17 protein-coding genes are annotated in these 23946 nt (G+C 58.0%); 12 read left to right on the top strand and 5 right to left on the bottom strand.

The features are described 5' to 3' along the window. The first annotated feature begins 92 nt into the window (after window positions 1–92). The 6 genes from EN818_RS08485 to EN818_RS08460 all read left to right on the top strand — a co-directional run bounded on the left by EN818_RS08485 (window position 93) and on the right by EN818_RS08460 (window position 8909). On the top strand, window positions 93–908 hold the full coding sequence (locus EN818_RS08485) for an IclR family transcriptional regulator (protein WP_135904277.1): 816 nt from the start codon (window positions 93–95) through the stop codon (window positions 906–908). 358 nt (window positions 909–1266) lie between these two features. After that, the gene (locus EN818_RS08480; protein ID WP_189523780.1) at window positions 1267–2571 is read left to right on the top strand and encodes an FAD-dependent oxidoreductase; all 1305 of its coding nucleotides are present in this window, start codon (window positions 1267–1269) and stop codon (window positions 2569–2571) included. Between the two features lie 44 nt (window positions 2572–2615). Further along, the gene (locus EN818_RS08475; RefSeq protein ID WP_135904273.1) at window positions 2616–4211 is read left to right on the top strand and encodes a GMC family oxidoreductase N-terminal domain-containing protein; all 1596 of its coding nucleotides are present in this window, start codon (window positions 2616–2618) and stop codon (window positions 4209–4211) included. A 76-nt stretch (window positions 4212–4287) separates the two neighbouring features. Further along, complete coding sequence (locus tag EN818_RS08470) at window positions 4288–6237, top strand: 3-hydroxyacyl-CoA dehydrogenase NAD-binding domain-containing protein (RefSeq protein ID WP_245518807.1); 1950 nt, start codon at window positions 4288–4290, stop codon at window positions 6235–6237. 167 nt (window positions 6238–6404) lie between these two features. After that, window positions 6405–7289: an alpha/beta fold hydrolase gene (locus EN818_RS08465; protein ID WP_135904271.1), complete on the top strand. Its 885-nt coding sequence runs from the start codon at window positions 6405–6407 to the stop codon at window positions 7287–7289. Between the two features lie 183 nt (window positions 7290–7472). Continuing rightward, on the top strand, window positions 7473–8909 hold the full coding sequence (locus EN818_RS08460) for an NAD-dependent succinate-semialdehyde dehydrogenase (RefSeq protein WP_135904269.1): 1437 nt from the start codon (window positions 7473–7475) through the stop codon (window positions 8907–8909). A gap of 507 nt (window positions 8910–9416) precedes the next feature. On the opposite strand, the gene EN818_RS08455 is transcribed toward EN818_RS08460, so the two are convergent. Beyond that, entirely contained in the window at window positions 9417–10676 is a 1260-nt protein-coding gene (locus EN818_RS08455; RefSeq protein ID WP_135904267.1) for an FAD-dependent oxidoreductase, read from the bottom strand. Between the two features lie 336 nt (window positions 10677–11012). On the opposite strand from EN818_RS08455, the gene EN818_RS08450 reads away from it, so the two are divergent. Beyond that, on the top strand, window positions 11013–12317 hold the full coding sequence (locus EN818_RS08450; RefSeq protein ID WP_189523779.1) for an NAD(P)/FAD-dependent oxidoreductase: 1305 nt from the start codon (window positions 11013–11015) through the stop codon (window positions 12315–12317). 129 nt (window positions 12318–12446) lie between these two features. Here EN818_RS08450 and EN818_RS08445 read toward each other — a convergent pair whose 3' ends face one another. Beyond that, window positions 12447–14048: a GMC family oxidoreductase N-terminal domain-containing protein gene (locus EN818_RS08445; RefSeq protein WP_281036005.1), complete on the bottom strand. Its 1602-nt coding sequence runs from the start codon at window positions 14046–14048 to the stop codon at window positions 12447–12449. 498 nt (window positions 14049–14546) lie between these two features. Between EN818_RS08445 and EN818_RS08440 the strand changes: the two genes are divergently transcribed. The 4 genes from EN818_RS08440 to EN818_RS08425 all read left to right on the top strand — a co-directional run bounded on the left by EN818_RS08440 (window position 14547) and on the right by EN818_RS08425 (window position 18666). Beyond that, window positions 14547–15704: an extracellular solute-binding protein gene (locus EN818_RS08440; RefSeq protein WP_189523777.1), complete on the top strand. Its 1158-nt coding sequence runs from the start codon at window positions 14547–14549 to the stop codon at window positions 15702–15704. Between the two features lie 74 nt (window positions 15705–15778). After that, on the top strand, window positions 15779–16867 hold the full coding sequence (locus tag EN818_RS08435) for an ABC transporter ATP-binding protein (RefSeq protein ID WP_348631404.1): 1089 nt from the start codon (window positions 15779–15781) through the stop codon (window positions 16865–16867). 24 nt (window positions 16868–16891) lie between these two features. Continuing rightward, window positions 16892–17803 carry an ABC transporter permease gene (locus EN818_RS08430; protein WP_135904260.1) on the top strand — a complete coding sequence of 304 codons (912 nt, stop codon included), beginning with the start codon at window positions 16892–16894 and terminating at the stop codon, window positions 17801–17803. A gap of 8 nt (window positions 17804–17811) precedes the next feature. Next, entirely contained in the window at window positions 17812–18666 is an 855-nt protein-coding gene (locus EN818_RS08425; protein WP_135904258.1) for an ABC transporter permease, read from the top strand. Between the two features lie 50 nt (window positions 18667–18716). On the opposite strand, the gene EN818_RS08420 is transcribed toward EN818_RS08425, so the two are convergent. Beyond that, window positions 18717–19343, bottom strand: coding sequence for a TetR family transcriptional regulator (locus EN818_RS08420; protein WP_189523776.1), 627 nt, complete (start codon window positions 19341–19343; stop codon window positions 18717–18719). 76 nt (window positions 19344–19419) lie between these two features. Between EN818_RS08420 and EN818_RS08415 the strand changes: the two genes are divergently transcribed. Further along, window positions 19420–20793 (top strand): FAD-binding oxidoreductase, encoded by a 1374-nt coding sequence (locus tag EN818_RS08415; RefSeq protein WP_189523775.1) that lies wholly within the window; start codon window positions 19420–19422, stop codon window positions 20791–20793. 711 nt (window positions 20794–21504) lie between these two features. Here EN818_RS08415 and EN818_RS08405 read toward each other — a convergent pair. Then, window positions 21505–22137, bottom strand: coding sequence for a hypothetical protein (locus EN818_RS08405; protein ID WP_135904254.1), 633 nt, complete (start codon window positions 22135–22137; stop codon window positions 21505–21507). 4 nt (window positions 22138–22141) lie between these two features. Continuing rightward, window positions 22142–23434 carry an FAD-binding oxidoreductase gene (locus EN818_RS08400; RefSeq protein ID WP_135904252.1) on the bottom strand — a complete coding sequence of 431 codons (1293 nt, stop codon included), beginning with the start codon at window positions 23432–23434 and terminating at the stop codon, window positions 22142–22144. Window positions 23435–23946: the final 512 nt, after the last annotated feature.

The following is a 23946-nucleotide window of genomic DNA, read 5'->3' as shown; positions in this document are numbered from 1 at the left end:
ACACCATGCTGAACGGCCGTGGTGGATTTATATTTCATTTCCTTATAGAGGTGTCATTGGGATCGGCACACACGGTAGCTGGAGCTTGAGGCATGAGAAAACGAACCAAGACACCCGATGAAGTCGCAGGGGACGATAGTGTTGCCGCGAGTTCCCTGGTCCGCGGACTCGAAATCTTGCGGGCATTCAGGGCAACCGACTCGACGTTGGGCAACCAGGATTTGATAGACAGGACTGGACTTGCCAAAGCCACCGTTTCCCGCCTCACTTACGCATTGGTCAGTATGGGTTATCTGAATTATGACGAGGCGATGGGGCGATATAGTATCGGTCCATCGACCGTTTCGCTCGGATATTCCGCCCTGAGCTCAACACCGGTGGTACGCGTCGTGCAGCCTTTGTTGCGACGCCTTGCAGATAAGACCGGAGTAGCTGCAGCTTTGGGCACCCGAAATGGGCTAGAGATGATCTACCTTGCAAATAGCCGGGCTTATGGGCCGGTGACGTTACAACTGAATGTTGGGTCGCAACTGCCTATCTGGCGCACCGCCATGGGTCTCGCCTATGTCGTGGGGATGATGCCAGAACTGCGCAGTGATCTGATAAAGCAGTTGATCGCGAGCGAGCCAAAGAGCCGCCGTGCGATACGGCAAGCAGTTGATGAAGCTATGAATATGTATCGAGAACGAGGCTATGTTTGCTCTTTCGGCACTTGGTACAGCTACATCAACGCAGTCGGAGTGCCATTCCGCCCTACAGACGGATCGCCTCTTGTGGCATTAACCTGTGGCGGCATATCCGACATTCTTTCCAGAGACGCCTGCCTCTCAACTGTCGGACATGAACTTGTCGCGGCCGCGCGACACCTTCGTGAGCGATTAGAGGATCCAACTATCGGACACACCTGAATAGCTGGCCGGAACGAGGGGCCGTCAGGGCGACTTTCCGGTTCTACTGACCTCTCTCATATTCAGGAAATGCGGCGGCCAGTAGGACAGCATTCCGTCAGGAAGTGTTCGGCTGTACCCACAGCCGCCCGATTGCGCTTCATCTTCGCTTGACCTGCTTCGGTAACAGCCGCGCCATTGGGTCGGTCGAGGCATGAATGTTTGGGCTTCTGAGTGGTCAGCTCGGCAAGCGGGTCTGGCATCATCGTCAGCGCATTGGTGGAGTGTATGGTGCGAGTTGCAATTTCCCCCAACATAAGTGATTATCGAAATTAAGTTCCTTTTTTCGCTGAATGCCTTTCGTTGGGAGTCCTAAATAGTGTCAACGGTGGATACCGTCATTGTCGGCGCCGGAATTGGCGGTCTGACAGCAGCTGAAGCACTGCAGCGGAGCGGCCAGAAAGTTCTCGTTCTCGAGGCGACCAACCGGCCCGGCGGCCGCATAGTGAAGATAACGAGGAAGAACGGCGACGCGGCTGAAGCTGGCGCGCAAGGTATCCATTCGAACTATACCGAAATGCTTGGGATGCTCGACCGGTTCGGCATGAAAGGGGACCTGCGGCCGTCCTTTGGCAAAGTCCAATATCTCGACCATTCTGGCGCGCCCCGAATATCCGGCGGGAATTCCGACCTCGCCAAGATCGTGGGAACGCGTGGAAAGCTCGACCTCGCCTATTTCTGGGCGCGCTACTTCACTTTTGCCAAGAAGTTCCCGCAGTTCGAGGCGGTCAGGGACATTCCGCAATACGACAATGTCAGCGCCGCCGAGGAGTTGCGCTGGGCCGGACGAAACTTCACCGATTTCGTGCTGCGACCGATGTCTTGGGCGATGGCAAATTCAACGCCCGACAAAATCGGCATGTACTACATCGTCAACGGGCTTCGGATTCGCATGACGACCAAGATCATGAGCCTGTTGCACGGCAATGAATCTCTGATGGCCAAGCTCGCGAGCACCGTGCCGGTGCAATATGGGGCGCCGGTCAAGACGGTGCTCACCACCAATGGCGTGGTCGACGGCGTCGAGCTTGAGGATGGGACGGCCATTAAGGCGAACCACGTCATCTTGTCTTGCACCGCTGCGATCGCTGGCCAGCTGCTCACGGAAGAGTTCGGTCAGGTCAAGCGCTTCCTGACGAACTACACGCACACGCCGCTCTCACTCGTGTTCTTCTTTCTTGATCGGCCGCTTGGTAAAGAAGCCTATTCGTTTATGGGCCATCCGTTCCGCGATGCCATGTTCAACATGGCGCTCGATCATTCCAAGAAGACGCCTTTTCTCGCCCCCTCTGGCAAGGCGATCGTTTCCGCCTGGCCGGCCTTCCCTAGGTCGGTAGATCTCATGAAGCGCACCGATGCAGAAATCATCGAACAGGCGCGAACAGACCTAGAGGGCTTTTTCCCCGGGTTTTCGTCATGGATCGAAGAAGCTCGAGTCGTCCGCCACCATCGCGCCGCGGCACGCTACGAGCCAGGAATGTACCGCAAGGTCCTCGATTTCAAGAAGGAAGCCGAAACGTTTCGCGGCATTTCTTTCGCTGGGACGGATTACGACAGCATCCACATGGAAAGTGGCGTGCGCAGTGGGCAGCGCGCCGCCGCTCGCGCGCTGCGCGGCGCATGATCCCCGGGACCGGAAAATCGATCGCCGGGAGGACTTGAGTTCACATGGCCGAGACGTTCGATACCGTCATCGTCGGCGCGGGCACCGCCGGCTGCGTACTTGCCGACCGGCTTTCCATCGATCCGGGCCGACGCGTGCTGCTGCTGGAGGCGGGCAGATGGGACTGGAATCCGCTGATCCATATCCCATACGGCGCCCGCAAGATGTTCGACCACTCGATGTTCCAGTGGGGCGACATCTCTGATGCCGACCCGACCCTTAACGACCACCGCCAAAGTGTCCCCCACGGCAAGGTTATAGGCGGTACCGGCTCGCTGAACTTCATGGCTCATGTGAGGGGCCATCCCAACGATTACAAACGCTGGGTCGAACAGGGCGCGACTGGCTGGAGCTACGGCGAGGTGCTGCCCTTCTTCAAGGAATGCGAGACCTGGGAGGGCGGCGAGAACGAGTGGCGCGGCGGCTACGGCCCCCTCGGGGCGTCCAAGGCCAAATTTGTTGATCCGCTGCCTCGGGCTTGGTTCGCAGCAGCCAAGGAACTCGGCCATCCGCTGACCGACGATTACAATGGCGAACACAACGAAGGCTTCGGCGCGATCCAGTACACTATCCGGGACGGTCGACGCTCTTCACCAGCCAGGGCCTTCCTGCGGCCGGCGATGAGCCGCAGAAATCTCACCCTGCGCACCGGCGCGCACGTCACGAAGGTTATCTTCGAGGGCCGGCGCGCCGTCGGTGTGGAGTATGTCAAGGGCGGCCAACGCCGTGTCGTGCGCGCGTCGGAGCGCGTCGCATTGTGCCTCGGCGCGATCAACACGCCCCACCTACTCCTGCTCTCCGGGATCGGACCAGCCGATCACCTGCTAGCGTCCGGTATCGCTCCGCTTGCCGATCTGCCCGTTGGAAAGTCGCTTGAGGACCACCTGGCCTTTCCATTGCTCTGGCGCCGCAAGCGGCCCGATCCGTTTCACAAGTCACTGCGACTCGACCGCATCGCCCTGAACATGCTGCGTGCCCACTTCTTTGGAACCGGCCCAGCCGCGCACTTGCCCGGCGCAATCATGGCTTTCCTCAAGTCCGAGGCAGCCCTTGTCCAGCCCGACATCCAACTCGTCATTTCCATGATCTCGCCGGAGGCCAATCTCTGGTACCCTTTCATCAACCGTCCTGGAACCGGATCGTTCGGCTTGAAGGTCAATCTGCTCAGTCAGAGAAGCCGGGGCGAGGTGCTTCTGCGGTCCACAGATCCGATGGAGCGTCCGCGGATCCTCTACCGCTCGCTCGAGGCGCCGGAGGATGTGGCTACCATGCGCCGAGGCTATCATCTTGCCATGGCTCTCGGGGAGGCCACCGCCATGGCACCAATGAGGGCGGAAACACTCCTCCCCGCCAAGCCTCTCAAGACCGATGATGACATCGACGCCTTCGTCCGCGCCAATTCGTTCCAGCAGTACCACCCCGCCTGCACCTGCCGGATGGGCAATGACGAACGCAGCGTCCTAAATGCCGATCTGAGCGTTAAGGGTTTTGACGCACTCAATGTCGTCGACGCCTCGGCCATGCCCCACCTTATCGGCGGCAACCCGAATGTGGTGATCATGATGATGGCCGCCAGGGTGGCGGCTATGTGGAAGCACTGAGGACCATTTTTCGCCTTTTGGCGATCAGGCGTGGGTCGACCGCAAAACTCTCTATCCGAATGTTGCTGGAGCTAGGATGTCCGATATGCCGGTGAAGCTTGAACGCCGCGGTGCAATCGCTGTGGTGACGATCGATAATCCGCCCGTCAACGCGCTTGGGCTGGCCGTGCGTCAACGGCTGCTCGAGTTGGTCCCCGAACTGGAAGCCGACGGATCCGTTGCGGGGGTGGTGTTAACCGGAGCCGGATCGCTGTTCGTAGGGGGCGCCGATATCACGGAGTTCGAACGCCCACCGCAAGTGCCACACCTTCCGGAGGTGCTGGAACGGATTGAGCGTTCGGGCAAGCCGTGGGTCGCAGCAGTCAATGGACCGGCGCTCGGTGGCGGCGCGGAGCTGGCGCTCGCTTGCCACTACCGTCTGGTCTCGCCCAAGGCTCGGTTCGGGTTGCCCGAGATAAACCTTGGCATCATCCCGGGAGCAGGTGGTACACAGCGTCTTCCGCGGCTTGTTGGCGTGGAGGCTGCGCTGCCAGTTATCGCGGAGAACGCTCAGATCGATGCGCAGCGCGCGATCGAGCTGCACCTTGCCGGGTTGGTGGAGGGTGACTTCCTCGAGGGCGTCATCTCGGCCGCGGCCGAAATGACGACGCGCCCTTTGCCTTCTGTGGCAACTGAGCTGCCGGTCGCCGATCCGGGCGAAGGCTTCTGGACTGAAGCCGCCGCCCGAATTCGCAAGTCAGCCAAAGGCGCCAAGGGCCCTCTCGCGGCACTCGAGTCACTGCGCCTGGGTGTCCAGAAGGGCGCAATGGAGGGGTTAAGCTTCGAGCGCGAAACGTTTCTGCGCCTGCGTGCTTCGGACGAGGCGGCAGCCCTGCGCTACCTGTTCTTCGCCGAGCGATCTGCGTTCCGGTCGGCGGCGCTACGCGGCGTCGAGCCCCGACGTATCAACCTGGCCGGGGTCGTCGGTGGCGGAACGATGGGGGTGGGCATTGCCACTGCCCTCCTCAATGCGGGATTGACTGTTGTGCTTTCCGAGCGGGATGCGGCGAGCCTGGACCGCGCAAGGACCGCGCTGGAGGCTGTGTTCGCCGCCCAGGCCAAGCGAAAGATACACTCCGACCAGGAAGGCCGAGACAGGTTGGCGCGTCTCAGCGGGAGGGTCGGTCTCGACGAACTGGCCGGCTGCGACGTGGTCATCGAGGCCGTCTTTGAAGACCTCGACGTAAAACGGGACGTATTCGCCAGGCTCTCACAAGTCTGCCGCGCCGATGCGATCTTGGCCACGAACACTTCCTATATCGATCCGCGGCTTATCGTGGAGGGATTTGGCAACCAAGAACGCTTCATCGGCTTACATTTCTTCAGCCCCGCGCAGGTCATGAAGCTGCTCGAAATCATCCCCCTGCCACAAACCGCGGCGGACGTGAAGGCAACGGGGTTCGACTTGGCAAAACGGCTGGCGAAGGTTCCGGTCCGTGCCGGCATTTGCGAGGGGTTCATCGGCAACCGCATCCTCAAGCGCTATCGGGGCGAGGCGGAGCAGATGGTGGCCGAGGGGGTGGATTTCGCGGCTATTGACGCAGCTCTTAGGGATTTCGGATACGCGATGGGTCCGTTCGAGATGCAGGATTTGGCGGGGCTCGACATTTCGTTCATGAACCGGGAAGCCGCCCGTGGCAGGGGCGAGAACGTTCCGGAGACTCTCGGCGATATCTTGGTACGCGCAGGGCGCAAGGGGCAGAAGACCGGTGGGGGCTGGTACGATTATGAGCCCGGCGAGCGCAAGCCGCAGCCCTCGGCCGCGACGGCCCGCCTTCTCGCGCCCTCAATTGGCACACCGAAGCAGGTGGACTCGCGCAAGATCATCGGCAGGTTGATTAATGCGATGGCCGACGAAGGTCGCAAGATCTTGGAAGAAGGCATCGCCGACAGTCCAGAAGCCATCGACCTCGTCGAGGTGCACGGCTACGGCTTCCCGCGGGGTAAGGGCGGCCCTATGTTCCTGTCGGCCCGCAACGCCATCTAAGCGACGCATCGGCTTTGCCGAAGATGTCCACGACTAGGCACCCCCCACCGGCAAAGCTCGCACCATCCAACAGACTGGGCCGATGCCCTCACGGTGCAAAGCTGTAACGGCCGGCCAAGGAATCGAGAATCCACCCGTAAGCCAGGCCGGATCGTGAGGAGAAAAGCATGAGCGCCACAAGGGCATTTGTCAGCCACGAGGAAAACTATTTCGACGTTGGCCAAAATCATCGGCTGTATTTCAGGGATTACGCCGGCGCTCAAGACGCTACACCGATCATCTGCCTTCCCGGTTTCTGGCGCAATGCTCGCGATTTCGAGGGTCTTGCACTGCATCTGTCGCAAACGCGGCGTGTCGTCACTCCCGACATGCGGGGCCGCGGCAACTCGACACGCGCGTCTGACCCTTCGGAATACAGATTTGAGACATTGATCGATGACGTCTGGAAGCTTGCCGATCATCTGCACATGGACCAACTGGTCGTGGTCGGGACCGCCCTCGGCGCATTCATGGCTATTCAGATGGCTCACGATTGTCCGAACCGCGTCGCCGGCATCGTGCTCAACGACGCCGGGACGGAAACGACACCGCCGGGGAGTAAGCGGCTCGGCGGAACCGTCGATCACCTTGAGCGGCCCCTCGAGTTACTCGCCATGAAACTGAAGGAAATCAATAGCAAATACTTCCCGGAGTTCGACGACGAGGACTGGCGGTGGTTCGCCAAACTCTCCCACCGCGAGACCGCGAGCGGCCAGTACGTCCGCGACTTCGACCCGATGACCAGCGAAGAAACGAAGCGCTTCCGCGCCGATAAGCCGTCCCTCTGGAACGAGTTCGCGGGGCTTAACATACCGATTGCTGTGTTAAAGGGAGCGTTGTCTGACTTTCTCCCCCAAGACCTAGGAGAGAGGATGGCCGCTGCAAACGCCAATGCCACGCTGACCGTAGTCGAGGGCCGCGGCCACCCGCTCCTACTGACCGAGTCCGCGTCGCTGGCCGCGATCGAAACGCTGCTGGCGAAGGTGGATTCTCGAGGTGAAGCAGCAGCTTGACCGTAAGGTGCAAATCGAAATTTAATTTCATTTTCATTGACGATCGAAAGACTTGCTGGCATTAGTACTCCCAGCTGAACGTCCGCCGCGCTCTAGCCTGACCGTCTGCTGAAATGCGCGCGTCTCGAATGCGAAGGTGTCGAAGGTGTCAACTCTGAGCAGTCACAAAGTTTTTGGGGACAGATGACCAGCTATCCTGACGTTAAGCTTTACATCAACGGAACTTGGCGGCCCGCCGAAGATGATCGCTGGATCCCGGTGACCGATCCCGCGACCAATCTTGAAATCGGACGTGTCGCGCATGCTTCTGAGCGCGATCTTGATGACGCGCTGGCCGCCGCAGAAGCCGGGTTCAAGGTTTGGGCCGGCACTTCGCCTTTTGAGCGCGCCAAACTAATGCGCCGAGCTGCAGAAAATGTCCGTGCTGACGTCGAGGACATAAGCCGGTGGATGACCCTGGAACAGGGCAAGCCGCTCTCGCAGTCTCGCCTCGAAACGTTGGCGGCTGCGGATATTATCGATTGGTTCGCCGGAGAAGCACAACGCACCTATGGCCAGGTTATTCCGGCCCGATCACCCGACGTTCTGCAGTTCACAATGAAAGTGCCGGTGGGCCCTGTGGCCGCCTTCACCCCCTGGAACTTCCCCCTGAACCAGATTGTGCGCAAGCTTTCAGCCGCCTTGGCCGCGGGGTGCTCTATTATCGTCAAGGCGCCGGTGGAAACGCCCGCAAGCCCTGGAGGCCTCATTCAGGCGTTTGCGCGCGCTGGCATTCCGGCGGGAGTAGTCAATCTCGTCAACGGCCGATCAACCGAAATCTCGCGCTACCTCATCCCGAGTCCAATCATTCGCAAGATCAGCTTCACGGGATCAACTCCCGTCGGGAAAGAGCTCGCTGCACTTGCAGGCCTTCACATGAAGCGCGCCACGATGGAGCTTGGTGGTCATGCCCCGGTAATCATCGCCAAGGACGCCGACCTGGACCACGCACTTTCATCGTTGGTGCAGTTCAAGTTCCGCAATGCAGGACAGGTATGCATTTCACCGACGCGTTTTTTGGTGCAGGACGAGTTGGCTGACAGCTTCGCGGAGCGCTTCGGAGCTGCGGCGAAGAAAATCAAGGTTGGCAGTGGCCTTGATCCGGCAACCGAAATGGGTCCGCTCATTAACGAGAAGCGCGTAAACGCGATTGATGAGTTGGTTAGGGATGCTGTCAAAGAAGGCGCCAACTTGGTGGTTGGCGGAAGACGGATAGGTAACCAGGGCTGGTTTTACGAGCCGACAGTATTGGCCGACGTACCCACGTCGGCTCGTATTATGAATGAAGAACCTTTTGGACCAATAGCGGTAATCAATCGATTCTCGTCGGTCGACGAAGCTATCGCGGAGGCAAACCGACTTCCGTACGGGCTGGCTGCCTATGCCTATACTCGTGATACAGCGTTGGCGACCCGTCTCGCCAACGAAGTTGAAGCTGGCATGACCACGATCAACCACTTGGGCTTCGCTCTCCCTGAGGTTCCCTTTGGAGGCATCAAGGATTCTGGTTACGGCACCGAAGGAGGTTCTCAGGCCGTTGAACCGTATCTCGAGACTCGGTTCGTGACTCGCAAAGGGTGACATTCGCTCAGCGTGAGCATCCGCTTACGGTATATCTCAATCCACCGGTTGCACGGGCTGAGCGTCACTCCGCGTAAAGAAGCGAGCCGCGTAAAGAAGCGAGCAATGAACACCCAGGTTCTTGAAGAGCGTGAGGGTCAGCGCTCACCCGCATTCAAACGAGCAAAGTTCGGCAGCAAATCGACTTCCTACCAGTTTCCGCTGGCAAGGATAGCCCAGTGTCGGCAATTACTCCGACTTACCAAAAAAGACCTTTGCGAAGGCCCAGGCGACCTTCGGTCGAAGCAGGGATCGGACGAAGTTGCGCATGTCCTCCCGAGACAACTCAGTTGTCGCGTTATAGGAACCGATCCGGCAAGTGATGATTGGGCGCTGTTCCCGAATCTCGACACCGCACAGAAGCATATCTAGCTTCATCGAAGGCGCATTGATCCTCATCGGCGGAGCTCATGAACTTGAATTGACATAGCACTTGTGGCTCGAGCGGAGGCTGTGGCGCGAATGCATTCAGTTGCCGTTCAGATACCGGCGGACTCGTTCCGCATCTGGATCCGAGTGGCTACTGCCCAGAACCTGCCCAACGACCATCTTACCCGAAAGACTGCCGGCGAAGAGCCCCTCCCCGTTGAAACCGATATTTGCGATGACGTTCGGCATCCCGGCCATTGGCCTGATGATCGGGGCGAAGTTTTCCGTGATATCGATCGGACCGGACCACACAGCTTCAAGCGCAACTCCCTTGAGCTGTGGAAAACGACGCTGCATTTCCTCGTAGACACGTTCATACTCGACCGGGTCTGTGTCAGCTGCCCTGTCCACCGTGGATGGCGAAAACAAGCCCTTAGTTGGCATACCGCCTCCAAACAGCAGGCGATCCTTATAGGCCCGGGCATAATAGAACGTCATTCCGACATCCTCGATGTAGGTGAATTCTTTTAGGCCAAGGCTCTGGAAAACGTCATCCTGCAACGGAACGGTCGCAACCACATAGGATTGACGTGGAAACAGGAGCTCATTGAACGGCTTCATGTGGTATGTGTAGGCATTCGTCGCAAGCACCACCTTGTCCGCCTTGATCGTGCCCCCGTTCGTCGTAGTTACAGAAACCTTGGAGCCGTCATCATGGATATCGGAGACTTTGGTGGCTTCGTGGATCGCCACGCCCATGCCGCGAAGCTGCTCGGCGAAACCCCGCACAAGCTTAAATGGCTGAACCGAGCGCCAAGCCGTGAGCACCATGCCGCCATGTATCTCATAAGGTACCGGAAGGGCCTGCCGAACTTCATCGCCGCTCAAAAGCTTGTTTGGAGTGCCGCGCTGGTGAAGTAGCTCCGATTCATGCTGCAACGTCTGCCAGGCGTCAGCGTCGAGAGCGTGCATGAGGATCGGTTCGTCACGGTACTCACATTCGATTGCGCCATCCGCGATGCGTTTTTCGAATTCGTCGCGGCTCCTCAGGAAGTACTTAGCCGCAAAACGTTCCTCCTCGAGATCGAAGCCAGTGATAAACGAGGTACGCAGTTCACGCATTCCGGTCGTCACCCCACCGAAATTGCGGCCGCTCGGTCCGAATCCAACATATTCGGCCTCCACCACGGCGATGTTCAGGTCAGGTGCCGCCTTCTTGAGGTAGTAAGCGGAAGAGATGCCGGCAAATCCCGCGCCGATAACCAGAATGTCCACGCTGATGTCACTATCACCAAGCGGATAGGTAGGCTCGACGTTGCCAGTGGCCCAGAAGCTCACCTTGTATGGAAAGTTGATCACGAGGCTTCATCGTCCCGAGTGGTTGACGCACCGTTGGATTATGCCAAGGTGAGAAAGCCGTCAAGCGCACCATCCCAAAACTGAAACTTTATTTTGATTTTAGGTAAGCTACTGAAGCCTCGGCAGCCCGGCCTGAGCCTCCGTCGGCTGACCACAGCGGCGTCTCGACCTGCCCAATCATCCGGCCGGTATCGCATAGCTAGTGGCGGGTAGCTAGTGTCGGGACTCTGTTCATTTCAAGGTCACGGGGCAACATAAATGGTTGCAATAGGCGAGCATTTCTGTCGAATATGGAACTAAATTCCGTTCGTTGATCGCATATGGGGGAACTCCCGAGTGCCGGATTTCGATACAATCGTGGTTGGTTCAGGCATCGCTGGTCTAACCGCCGCAACCAAATTACAGCGCGCCGGGCAAAATGTTCTCGTATTGGAAGCGACTGAACGGCCGGGGGGCCGCATTGCCCGTATCATCCGCAGAAACGGTGACCGAGCCGAGGCTGGGGCGCAAGGGCTCCATTCGAATTATACGGAGATGCTGGGCATCATTGCCAACTATGGAATGACGGCGGATGTCATGCCTACTGGCAGCAAGTTGCAATATCTGGATCGCCGGGGGCGCCCCCGAATATCGGGCAGCAACATGGATCTTGCTCGCATCATCGGCGTTCGAGGCAGCTTAGATCTCGCTCGATTCTGGACCCAGTACTTCACCTACGCAAAGCCCTTTTCTCAGTTTGAACTCAGTACGGATATTCCAGAATACGACAATGTCAGCGCCGCCGAGGAGCTGCGCTGGGCCGGACGAAACTTCACAGATTTCGTGCTCCGTCCGATGTCCTGGGCGATGGCAAATTCCACCCCCGACAAGATCAGCATGTACTACATCGTCAACGGGCTGCGCCTCCGGATGACGACTAAGATTTTGGGACTGCGGGGAGGTATTGCGTCGCTTCCGCAGCGCATGGCTCAGGACTTGCGGATCGACTACGGAAGCCGTGTCCAGTCTGTTCTAACAACCGCCGGCTCGGTCGACGGCGTACTCCTCGAGAACGGCAAGAGCTTGAAAGCAAAGCATGTGATCTTGGCATGCACAGCCGGCGGAGCGGGCTCCGCTCTGCCCGAGGAATTTCAATATCAAAAAAGTTTCCTGTCTAATTTCACCCACACGCCGATGCCGCTGGTTTTTTTCTTTTTGGACCGCCCAGTTAAAAGTGAAGCCTACGCCTATATGGGCCACGGGTATCGCCACGCGACCTTCAACATGGCGGTCAACCACGCTGCTAAGACGCCTTATCTTGTTCCAAGCGGCAAAGGCCTCATTTCAGCGTGGCCGGCATTTCCTGCAGTCGTCGAGCTGTTGGGCCGTTCCGACACGGACTTGATCGAACTGGCAAGGAAAGACCTGGAGGATTTCTTCCCCGAATTCCCCGCCGCCATCGAAGAGGCGCATGTGGTTCGGCACCACTGGGGGCTCGCCCGTTATGAACCTGGAATGCACCGCAAAGTGCTGGATTTTAAGGCAAGCGCAGAACGGCTACGAGGGGTGTCCTTCGCCGGAACCGATTATGACAGCATTCACATGGAAAGTGGCATCCGCAGTGGCCAACGGGCCGCCGACCGAGCTCTGCGAGGCGCTTAGCTTACACGTCCAGAAGCGCTTGCTCGCCTACCAGAATCCTATCGGCGACATCCGTTCTTTTCAGCAGAGAGCCTGCGACCGACCGGCGCCCCGATCAGCGGTTGATGCAAACACCGCTGCCCGCAAGTCTCAACCAAGCGGTCCTCCCGCTAAGTTCAGCTGCTTCCACAGGTCGACAGCACGCGCGGCCATCATAATGACGACGATGTTGGGATTGCCAGAAATGAGACGGGGCATGGCAGAAGCATCAACTACGAACAGGTTGGCGGTACCGCGCACCTTCAACTCATTTGTGAGAACAGCTTGGCCGTCGCCTCCCATCGGGCACGTGCTGGCTGGATGATACTGCTGAGTTGCCGTGGCCCGAATGAAGCTGTCGATTTCTTCGTCGTGCTCAAGCACCCGGTCAGGGTTTTTCGGGCCTTTTCTAAAAGGGGCCAGCGCTGGGGAGTTACCAAGATCTTGGGCGATCCTGAAGCCCGCTCGCAGCACTTTTAAATCGTGATCATCCGACAGCGAGTTGTAAACGATCTGAGGCCGCGTATGGAAATCGGCAGAAGCGAGCTTGACCTCTCCCCTGCTCCGTTGCGATGTCAGCTGGACCTTAACTGCAAACTCAGCTTGTGCGCGTACATTTTGGCCCGGCAGCCAAACGTTCGCACTGGGGCTAATGAACGGGATGAGAAACTGAAGATCAGGCGCGACAAGCTCGGGGGACGATCGAATGAAACCGCCAATCGACCCTGGGAGATGCGCTGCAGGCCCTGTGCGAAACAGATATGCCCGCATCATATTGACGGCTATTCGATCGAGCCTAAGCGATGCGTGAAACGGATCGACGTCGTGCCTTTCCCATTCTACGAAGTAGCCGAGATGATCCTCCAGATTCTTGCCGACCGGGAGATCGAGGACCGGGTTGATTCCAACCTGCTTCAAATGATTGGCCGGCCCAACCCCCGACAGCATTAGGACTTGCGGGGTATTGATCGCCCCCATCGAGAGAACGAGGCGGTCGGAACATAACGCTTGCCCAGTCCGCCCGGCCCGCACGTACTCGACGCCAACCGCCCGCCGCCCGTCAAACAACACTCGAGTGACGGTAGCCCGTTTTATCAGCCGCAAGTTTGGACGAGATAGCGCCGGTTTCAGGTATGCTGAGGCGGCGGAGCTTCTCCGGCCGTGATCCACAGAATATTGCATTGGACCGAAGCCCTCAGGACTCTGTCCGTTGTAGTCGGTCGTTCTGCCCTGGCCGGAGGCGTCGATTGCCGCGAACCAGTTTTGTGCGATTGGATCACGCAACGCGGAAGGCTCGACACTGACGTGTCCTTCAGCGCCGCGCCACTGATCCCCTCCGAGTAGCCAGCGCTCGCTCTGACGAAAAAATGGCAGCACGGCCTCGTAGCTCCAGCTCTTTGCGCCGCACCTAACCCAGTTTGCGTAGTCATGGGGATGCCCGCGCACATGCGCCATGAAGTTGATCGAGGAAGTTCCTCCTATGAGCTTGCCGTGCGGCACCCGTTGCCGACGACCATTTAAGCCTGGATCCGGCTCTGACCGGTCGTTCCATTGATACCAACCCCAGTCGAGCAGCTTGCGTGCGCCAAGGGGAATCGACACGAGCGGGTTCCAATCCCTCCCACCAGCCTCAAGAAGCAGCACTCTGGTGCCGGGATTTTCCGAGAGCAAGTTTGCAAGCACGCAACCCGCGGAGCCGGCGCCCGCGACTATGATGTCGTATGTTTCGTTTATGACGGCATCCTCCGATAGCCACTTAGCTGCGTCATGACCGCATTAAAATGGGCGACTAAACTATCGATGCAATTGTGGTTAGCGTCGCCCTGCGATCTACGTCGCCAGTGCCCAGGCTCGCAGGTGGTCTCACGCTATCACCGCCCCAAATTCGAAGCCGATCGATGTGCTGGACGCTGCCGGAGCATCTCGACCGTTCGAGAATTTATAGAATTATATTCCGAAAACGATTGCCACGTTCTCGCGCTTATGGCAAGCATAAGTGCTGCCCTATAACCAAACAGAACGCAGCGGGGTCGCACAATGGGATCAAGTTCGAGACAGTCCGGCCGCGGCGCACCCCCGATGAGGGCCGGCGTAATTTAGGAGCCGATCATCGTGGTCGCACCGCCACGAATGGCGACAATGCCAACCCGGCAGGTCCAGCCAGTTACAAAAGCTGCGCGATGGCAAAGTGCTAGTCAGGGAGCCAACGGAATGAACTCAACAGAGGAAGGAGCAAAAATGAAAAACTTAATCGTAAACAGACGCAGCGTTCTCAAAGGTGCGGTAGCGACGGGTGCTTTTCTCGCCGCCCCCGCTATCATTTCTTCCAAAGCGCTCGCGTCCTCAGGTGAGCTCAATCTTCTCACCTATGCCGGTTTTCCATTGCACAAGGACGTCTTTGACGCGTTCAAAGCAGACACCGGCATCACGGTGAATGAAATCGGCCAACCTGACTCCGACAGCATCCTCGCGCAGGCGAAGCTGGCCAATCCCGGCGAACTGGACTTGGTCGAGGCTACCATAACCAATCTGCCGGTCTATCCCGCGAGTGGGATTGTGCAGCCGCTCGATCCTGCCAAATTGGAACTGGCCAACACTTCAAAAGGCATGCCCGGGACTGTGGAAGGCGATAGCGCCTATGTGGGCGGCAAGCTCTACTATATGTCGGCGCTATGGGGCGGCGAGGGCATGGCTTACGCGAGCGACGTCAAGGACCATGAATTCGGCTCCGCAAGCCTTGCAGATCTCTTTGACCCGCAGTTTGAAGGTCAGGTCACGCTACGGCCTTATTCAGGGCTTGCGGCGCTAGGTCGGGTGATGGAAGCTCAGGGCAAGTTGCCCAAACCGTATCTAGACGCCTACAAGGACGAGGCGTCGATGAGGGCTGTATACGACGTCATCCTCGCAGAAGCGGTGAAGCACAAAAAGAACGTCGCGCAGTTCTGGACGAACGACAACGAGGGCATCGGCGCCTTCACTACAAATGGTTGCCGAGTTGGTCTGGTTTGGGAGTCGATCGGGCGTTCGCTTGGCGACCAAGGTACTAACGTACGGTGGGTTACTCCGAAGGAGGGCGCTTTCGGATGGAACCAAGGCTACGTTCTTACGAAGAGCGCCAAGAATGTGGACCAGGCGTATGAATATCTAAGGTGGATTTCTCGGCCCAAAAATGGTGTCCGCTGGGGTGTTGCGAACCAAGGACTTTCCAGCGCGGCAGGATCGATCGACCTGCTAACAGGTCCGTTCAAGGACTTCAGCGTGAAGGCCTATCCTCCGGAGGCCGTTGCCAAGATGTGGTGGTGGCCGGCGCAAGAGCCTTGGTTCATCAAATTGCGCGGCGAATATTCTGATCGCTTCCGTTCAGCCTGAAAGACGGCATGATGAGCTATTGGGCACCCAATCCAGGGTGCCCATTATTTTCTTAATTCAAACTCGATGGCGGCATGAAGTTCGGACAAGAAGAAATGAGTGAGGGGGTCGAGATCAGCCGCGTCAGCGTGGACTTTGGTCGATTCAGGGCAGTGGATAACGTGTCGGTTGATATTCGCCCAGGAGAATTCTTCTCCTTCCTCGGACCTTCCGGATGCGGCAAGACGACAATTCTCCGCGCAATTTCCGGCTTCCTCGAACCGACTGAGGGCAGCATCAGTATCGGCGGACGTCCCATGAGTGGAATCGGTCCGAACAAGCGGCCAACCGCGCTTATTTTCCAAAATCTCGCGCTGTTTCCGCTGATGAGTGTTTGGGAAAACATCTCATTCGGTCTCAAAGTGAGAGGGATCGACAAGGCCGAACGTCGACGCCGCGCGGAAGAGTTGCTCCGGATAGTCGACCTGCCGGATGCAGGCGACAAGATGATTGCGCAATTGTCTGGCGGTCAGAAACAAAGGATTGCGATCGCGCGAGCCCTGGCTGTCGAGCCCAAGGTGATGTTACTGGACGAGCCTCTATCGGCGCTTGACCTGAAGCTTCGTCAACACATGCGTAGCGAACTGCGCGCAATTCAGGAGCGCACGAAGGTCACATTCATCTACATCACTCACGACCAGAATGAAGCCTTGGCAATGTCGGATCGCGTTGGTGTGATGTCCAAGGGGCGGCTGCAGCAGGTGGACACTCCCGAACGAATCTACAACGATCCAGTCAACGGATTTGTTGCGTCGTTTGTGGGCGAGAATTCCATTCTGGAGGGACGTATTGAGCAGCTCGACACGAGCCAGCCATGCTTCATGACAGCGGACGGCCCGATTGCCTGCGTGGCAGGTCCGGATCTGACCAACGCAGCTCGAACGAAAGTCTACATCCGCCCAGAGACGATCAAGATCGGCGATGAGCAGACCAATACTCTGCCTGTCGTCGTGAACAGCGTGATATTCGAAGGCAACGTGGTCAGTGTCATCGGGCGAACGGAAAGCGGAGCCCATCTGACATCCCAGTTCACGAACCGACCAGGCCTAATGCTGCCATCAGTTGGCGAGCACATCAAATTCACATTCGCGGCCGATGCTGCAAAGGTTCTGAAGGTCGAGTGAGCCTCGCCAACAGGAGTTCGGACCATGATTGATTTCGTTCGCCGTTACGGTTGGGGGCTGTCCGCGGTTCTGGTGACTTTGACGGCGTTCTGGCTGCTTGCCCTGGTGTGGGTGCCGTACTCCGTAATGATTGAGAAGTCCTTCCGACTTTACCTGCCTGTGAGCGAGATCGGAGGACCATCCGACAAATATACGTTGTCGAACTACCTTTCATTGTTTGATATGAGCGCGAGCAGCGAGTTCCTGGGGCTAATGGTTCCCATCGCTATTCAAGTGTTTCTTATCACGGTATTTTACAGCTGCGGCGTGACTATTATCTGTTTCGCTCTAGCGTACCCGGCAGCCTATTTTTTGGCGAAGAAGGCGTCGCCCGGGCAGGTTCCCACCCTTTTCTTGATGCTGGCCATCCCACTTTTCGTCAGCGAGATGCTCAGGACCTTTGCATGGTTCATTATCCTGGCTTACCAGGGGCCGTTGAACGCACTGCTTGACGCCGTGGGCATATCTAAAGTGCGTTGGCTCTCCGGCTACAATGGCATAATTATAGGGATGGTGTACACATATATACTTTTTATGTTTTTCCCTATCTACAATAGCTTGACGGCCCTGGATAACAATCAGATAGAGGCAGCGAAGGATCTAGGCGCGCGCAGTTGGCAAGTTCATCTCAATGTCATCATACCGCACGCCAAACCTGGGATAAGTTCCGGTGCAACAATGGTCTTCATGTTTGCCGTCGGCTCCGTTCTTGTGCCAACACTGCTTGGGTCACCAAATTCTCGGTGGTTTACGGAGATAATTATCCGATCGATGTTCGAAGGGCAGGACTGGAATTCTGCGGCTGCTTACGCATTCCTCCTTCTGCTTGTCTGTCTTTTGTTTGTGTCGTTGGTGATGAAACTCTTCCGCGTTAATCTCGCCGACATAACCCGGTAGGTTCTGGAATGAAGCGCTCCTACTCGCACTATTTGATGGTAGGGTATGTCGCCCTATTCATAGGTTTCTTGCTGCTTCCCCTGCTGATTGCCGGAGGGGCGGCGTTCAACGACACGCGATTTCCGTCTGTGTGGCCTTGGAAGGCATCGACCCTTCACTGGTTTACACAAATGGCGGAGAATCACCAACTCCTCGTCGCAGTCTGGAATACACTCATGCTCGCGGTCGGAGTGACTTTGCTCTCCGTCCCGATCGGCACGGCCGCAGCGATCGTTCTGAATAACACGAAGGGAAAGTCCCGAGCGTTGCTGTATGCGCTCATGACCGCTCCGATCCTGACGCCAGCAGCGGTGGTAGGCATCTCCACACTGATCTTCTGGCGAGGTGTGAACGTGCCGGCTGGCATCTTCATGACCACGCTCGGAGTATCTTCGATCATATCTGCCTTCGTCATGCTGCTAGTGTTGGCGCGCCTGCAAAGCTTCGATCGCGCACTCGAAGACGCTGCCCTCGATTTGGGAGCGACCAATTGGCAAGTCTTGACTATGGTCATGCTCCCACATCTTCGTCCGGCTATCGCCGTCGGCGCCATGATCGCCTTCCTGCAGGCCTTGGAAGCATTTAACGTTCCACTGTTCGCCCGAGGCAATGCCGAGACCGTGACAATCTACATTGCGTCTCAGGTACGAATCGGTGTGACGCCGCAGATTAACGCCCTAGCCGTTATCATGATCCTGATAGCAGTCGCGGGCGGCGTCACATACGAGATCGTTCGGCGTCGCGAACATAGAAGAAGGGTGAAATTGGAAAGTTTGGCTCACGCTGCAGAGCAGGCGGAAGAGCGGGGCGAGCCAATCTATTGAACGGTGTGCCCTGCCCGGTTATCCGAAGCACAATAGTCCAGGTCCAGGCGCTATGATGACGACGAAGGCTTCGTCCGCGGGCCGCTCACGGATCCGAGAGGATCTGTCTCCTTCGTCAACACCTGGAGGGCGTGGGCGATCGCGTCGGGGCTCGGTACGGACCCAGAAAACACCCTGTGTATAAAAAACCCTTCCGCCAACGCGTCGATAACCTCGGTATGTTGCGTTGAAAAATGGCGCTCGATCGAGGCCCGTGTAGACGCCATCCACTGCTCGACCAAGCGGCGGTAGACAGGGTGTCTGATCGCCAGCACATACAATTCGAGAACCAGAAGGGCGTCCGCCTGCTGTTGCGATCTGTCGCCCTCCCCGGGCGGGGCTATGGCCCGGACCAGGTCGCCAGTAGGAGCGGCACGGCTTAGCCGATTTTCAAAGTTTTGCTGCATTCTGGCTGCGAATTTCTCGAACGCCGACCAGATCACTTCTTCCAGATCCTTGAAGTGGTACGTCATCGACCCGAGAGGGACCCCCGCCCTTTCCGCGATCAGGCGATGAGTTGTGCGCCCGACACCCAAATCCGCGATGACTTCAAGCGCGGCCTCGATGATCCGGTCACGCCTCTGCGGATCGAAGCGGCGCAATCGTCCTGTCTTGGCCTGAGACGGTTTCTTGGTCATGCGCAAAGGGGCTGGTTTTGGGTTGCTGATTGTTGCGTACAGGTGTACATATCGCGTGTTGTCATTGGAGCCAGATATGTCAGAACGAGTGCCTGATTTTTCCAAACTAAGGACGAGTGTTTCGGGTCGGGTTCTCGATCCAAATGACAGCGCATACGAAAGCGCACGGCAAGCTCTTATCTGGAACAAGCGCAAGCCGTCGCGCTTTCCCGATGTGCTAGTACGGCCGGAAACCGTGGAAGACGTCGCGCGTGCCGTTCGTTTCGCCAAGCACAACGGTTTGCAGGTCGGCATCCGCTCTGGCGGGCACAGCTGGACAGCTTCGTTCATGCGCGACGGCGGGGTCCTGCTCGATATGTCGGCTTTCGACAAGCTACACATCGATGTGACCGCGAAGACCGCCACCGTAGGACCGGCCGTCAAGGGAGCGAAACTTATCGAAAAGCTAGGAGAGATGGGGCTGTTCTTCCCAGCGGGGCATTGCGATACCGTCGCACTCGGCGGCTATCTACTTCAAGGCGGGTTCGGCTGGCATTCGCGGCGTCGTGGGCCAGCTTGCGCTTCGGTCCGCTCGGCTCAGGTGGTGACGGCCGATGGCGAGATAGTGCGGGTGGATCCTGAGACCAACGCCGATCTCTTCTGGGCTATGCGCGGCGCCGGCCCAGGCTTCTTTGGCGTCGTGACTGAGTTCGAACTGGAGCTCTATGATCGCCCGCCGGTGTTGCGCTTCACGGCCCATGCCTATCATTTTGAGCTTATGGACGAAATTTTTCCCTGGTTGGCGAACACTCTGCCCGAGCTATCGCCTGACCTTGAATGCAGCGCATTGGCCAAAACAGATGCCGAGACCGGCAAACTCTCCATCCAAATGCGCGGCGTCATTTTGGCGGAATCGGAAGATGCGGCTACGGCGGCATTGGCTGTGATCGATGATTGTCCAATGCGCAAACGTGCTTACACCCGTAATCACAACCTGCCCATCACTTTCCCGCAGCTCTATTCCGGCATGGACAAGAACTATCCTCCCGGTATGCGCATCGCGCTCGACAATGCGTGGAGTGATTCAAGGCCGCACGACCTTCTCCCGGGAATACATGCCGCAGTCGACTCGATGCCAAACTCGCCACCGAGCCACTTCATGGTTCAGCCGTGGGGCCGCTCTCCGAACCTGCCCGATATGGCCTTTTCGATGGAAGCCAACATCTTCATGATCGCGAGCACCGGCTGGTATGATCCGGCAGACGATGATCTTCACCAGGGCTGGGTGACAGACTCAATGCGCAGGCTCGAATCCAAATCCCTCGGAATTAAGCTGGGGGACGAAAATCTTGCGAGTCGTCCGGCGCGCTTCATGGCGCCAGCGAACTTCGCGCGATTGAATGAAATCCGGCAGGCGTGGGACCCCAGCGGAGTTTTTCACACCTATATGGCACTGCCGGACGAGGCTTAACGACTTTCTCGCAGTCGAAAGACTGCTAACCTCCTCTCAGGGAGAAGTTTGTAAGATTCCAGGAAAGCGCTCGATTTGCTGCCGCTTTCCTGCAATTCTGTTCGTGTTTCGAGCGCCTGGGGACCCAATTGAATGGCAAGCCAAAGGCATCCGGAGAGCTGGGGGGATTTAGTTATGCGGAACGCGGGTGAGATATGGTCGCCCCACGGCCGCCGTGTTTCTAGAAGCGAACCAGCGTGCCCCGCCGTCCGCACCGTGACAACGCCTCGGCCCATGATCGGCCAACCTCTCGACGGCATTAATTAGCATTCTCTGCCCCTCAAATCGGGCGTTACCACCCTGTGAGTCTGCGACAGGTCCGGAGAGACACTCGTAATGCCTCGCGTTCCGCACGATGCCAGGCCAAAAGATGCCTTCCACGGAGCCTGAGGCTATCCCTGGTTCACACGCGCCATCTGAACCTCTACTCGGACGATTTCCGCCTTGTAGGGGACTTCGAGGATCTCGATCGCAATATCGCTCTTAGTCGTATCCGCTTGAGGATCCACCAACGCGAAGCCAAGGACTGTCCCGCCGCCGTAGGTAGAGGTCGCCGACGTGACGTAACCGATGCACGTGTCGCCACTAAGCACGGGTTCGTCGCCCGTGGGGCCGACCGAAAGCTTGGTGGAGGCGACATCGATTTTGAACTTGACCAGCCTAGGCGCATTGCTAGAGCGCGAGATTAGACTGTCCTTTCCGACGAAGCCCGGCTTGCAGAAGCTGAGCAGTTCGGCGATTCCAGCGTCGCGTGGGTCCGCACCATAGTTGATGTCGGTTTCCGAGGAGCGGAAATCCGGCTTCTGTTCGAATGGCTGTCAAAGCGCGCGACCCAACGTCCCTTATGCCGAACTCCGCACCGGCGTCGACTAGTCGCTCGTAGAGGCCCGCTTGATATTCCATCCGCGTGTGCACCTCCCACATCAGCGTCTCTCCGTAGGGCACGCGAACGAGTCTGGTTGGGACGAAACCGATTCGACCATCTTCGGCCCCGGATGGCAGAGCCGTGCCGCCGCCATCGCCGCGCCAGCCGAGTTTGGCGAGGACATTGACGGCTTGGGGCCCGGCCAATCCTGGTACTGCGCGATCGCGGGTCAGATCCGAAATGACGACTTTATCCGACGTTTCCCAGCGAAGGCTGTCGAGCTCTCGCCGCGTCAGCCTGCTGTCGCTCGTCACATAGTAGGCTCCGGCCCGCGGCTGGCTCACTCGCCAAAGCCCAACGAGTCCACCAGTACGATTTAGAGCCGGGGCATAGACCATCTCGTTCAGCGCAGGGGGATCGACCGTCAGGCGCTGCTTCATGTAATCACCAGCGCCCTCGCCAAACCGTTATGCCGGCTTGAGGTCCCGTATGGCCGCTTATGACGCCTTCCATCTTCCTGATGGCGAAGATGTCGTCGGCGTATTCGTCGAACCTGCGTGGGTCCATCTGGACCAGGTTGATCCTCGGCTCTCCGTGCAACAGCCATTCGGCAAGGTACCTGCCGAGCGCTACGAAAAGAAAGCCCCCGTAGTTTGAGCAGCTAAGGAAATAATTGTCGTAACCATGCGCAGGCCCCACCAAAGGAACGCGATCGGCGCTCCGCGGAATGGCGCCGTTAACGAACGCACGCACGCCGACGTTCTGCAGCGCGGGAAACGTCTCCATTGCCACGGCGAGCTTAGATTCGCCGCGGTCCACCTCCGGCGGAAGCAGCTCGCCTCCAAAGCCCTTCGGTACGCCGCCGGCGCCGAAGAACAACGTGTGGTCCGAATACGACGAGACGATCAAGCCGTCGCGATCGGCTCGAGTGTAGAGGGGCGTCGCCGGATCATGGACCATCGGCAGTTCAAAGCCGAGCGCCTTCACCTCGGGTATAGTTTCAAACACCATCATTTGGTGCTCGACCCCCATCGACGGTATAATCTCTCCAAGCATTGCAGATATCTCGGATGCCCAGACGCCTGCGCAGTTCACGATGTAGTCAGCTTGGATCGGCCCTTTTCTTGTTGTGATCAGCCAACTCTTGTCTTGATTGCGCTTGATCGCCTCAACCGCGCAGTCCTGACACACCTTCGCCCCCATTCCCCTGGCCTGCCGGGCAAGGGAGTGCGTGGTCAGAGAAGGGTCCACATATCCTGCGGTCGGGAACCACAATGCACCGAGTATTCCTCCGACCTCCATGATGGGATAGAGTTCTTTCAGGCGGGCGGCGTCGACGATCTCGGCAGGGACGCCGAGCGTCTTGGCGATACCGATCCAGCGCTTCAGGTCGAGCATCTCGTGTTCGCTGCGGGCGAGTTTCAGGTCTCCGGAGGAGTGAAGGCCAACTGCCGTGTCTGGATTCTTTTCGAACTCGCCGTAGAGAGCCCTTCCCTCTTTGATTATCTCGAGATGGACTCGGTCGGCATGGTATTGCGACAGCATCCCTGCCGCGTGCCAGCTCGAACCTGAGGTGAGCTGGTTCTTCTCTACAAGGATGATGTCCGTCTCGCCCAGCTTGGCCAGATGATAAAGAACACTACATCCAACCACGCCACCGCCGATTACCAGCACGCGGGTACGCTTCGGCAATTCATGGTCGAGTGGCAGGGTATTTTCGCTTCCGGACGCCGTCATGATGAGCTCCAATTGCGCGAATCCGCCCGGTGCAGCACCGGCTGTTCCCGAGTTCCGTCGCGTGTGCGAGCTCCGGCGATGCGCAACGCGAGGACATTGAGATGATCAACTCAATAGATGAGTACTGCCCTTTTTCGGCCGAGCATCTGGCGATATCCGCCTGTGCATGCCCGGCTGTCATTTGTCGCACTGGGAGCTGCCGAAGAAGGTTGTTTACGGAATTTATTTCCGGTTTTCAAGTGGCTCCGGTAGCGGGAGTGGTGGGAAGCTGTATTCTACCGCTGACAACTTTTTGTGGTGGATAGCGCAAGGCATCAAAATCTCACGCAAAGCACGCTTCCCGGCAGCTCGCCGCGAGGCGGCGCACGCGGCATTTCCTGACCAGGTCATCGTTCCGGGGCGCCAAACCACGATCAGACAGAATACGGAATTAAATTTCGTTTTTTTCTTGCCTTATTCGTGCGCACCGGTACCCTAGCACAATCGCTGTTCGCGTTGGGAATGGAGGAGAG

This window comes from Mesorhizobium sp. M3A.F.Ca.ET.175.01.1.1 (assembly GCF_004791945.1).
GTDB lineage: Bacteria > Pseudomonadota > Alphaproteobacteria > Rhizobiales > Rhizobiaceae > Mesorhizobium.
The sequence above is the reverse complement of the archived record's forward strand: the minus strand, read 5'-3'. Positions and strand labels throughout refer to the sequence as shown.

Bases quoted from the DNA above. Each gene is read 5' to 3' on its own strand.
- EN818_RS08485 (WP_135904277.1), top strand. From the start codon at position 93: ATGAGAAAACGAACCAAGACACCCGATGAAGTCGCAGGGGACGATAGT.
- EN818_RS08475 (WP_135904273.1), top strand. From the start codon at position 2,616: ATGGCCGAGACGTTCGATACCGTCATCGTCGGCGCGGGCACCGCCGGC.
- EN818_RS08470 (WP_245518807.1), top strand. From the start codon at position 4,288: ATGTCCGATATGCCGGTGAAGCTTGAACGCCGCGGTGCAATCGCTGTG.
- EN818_RS08465 (WP_135904271.1), top strand. From the start codon at position 6,405: ATGAGCGCCACAAGGGCATTTGTCAGCCACGAGGAAAACTATTTCGAC.
- EN818_RS08460 (WP_135904269.1), top strand. From the start codon at position 7,473: ATGACCAGCTATCCTGACGTTAAGCTTTACATCAACGGAACTTGGCGG.
- EN818_RS08440 (WP_189523777.1), top strand. From the start codon at position 14,547: ATGAACTCAACAGAGGAAGGAGCAAAAATGAAAAACTTAATCGTAAAC.
- EN818_RS08435 (WP_348631404.1), top strand. From the start codon at position 15,779: ATGAAGTTCGGACAAGAAGAAATGAGTGAGGGGGTCGAGATCAGCCGC.
- EN818_RS08430 (WP_135904260.1), top strand. From the start codon at position 16,892: ATGATTGATTTCGTTCGCCGTTACGGTTGGGGGCTGTCCGCGGTTCTG.
- EN818_RS08425 (WP_135904258.1), top strand. From the start codon at position 17,812: ATGAAGCGCTCCTACTCGCACTATTTGATGGTAGGGTATGTCGCCCTA.
- EN818_RS08420 (WP_189523776.1), bottom strand. From the start codon at position 19,343: ATGACCAAGAAACCGTCTCAGGCCAAGACAGGACGATTGCGCCGCTTC.
- EN818_RS08415 (WP_189523775.1), top strand. From the start codon at position 19,420: ATGTCAGAACGAGTGCCTGATTTTTCCAAACTAAGGACGAGTGTTTCG.
- EN818_RS08405 (WP_135904254.1), bottom strand. From the start codon at position 22,137: ATGAAGCAGCGCCTGACGGTCGATCCCCCTGCGCTGAACGAGATGGTC.
- EN818_RS08400 (WP_135904252.1), bottom strand. From the start codon at position 23,434: ATGACGGCGTCCGGAAGCGAAAATACCCTGCCACTCGACCATGAATTG.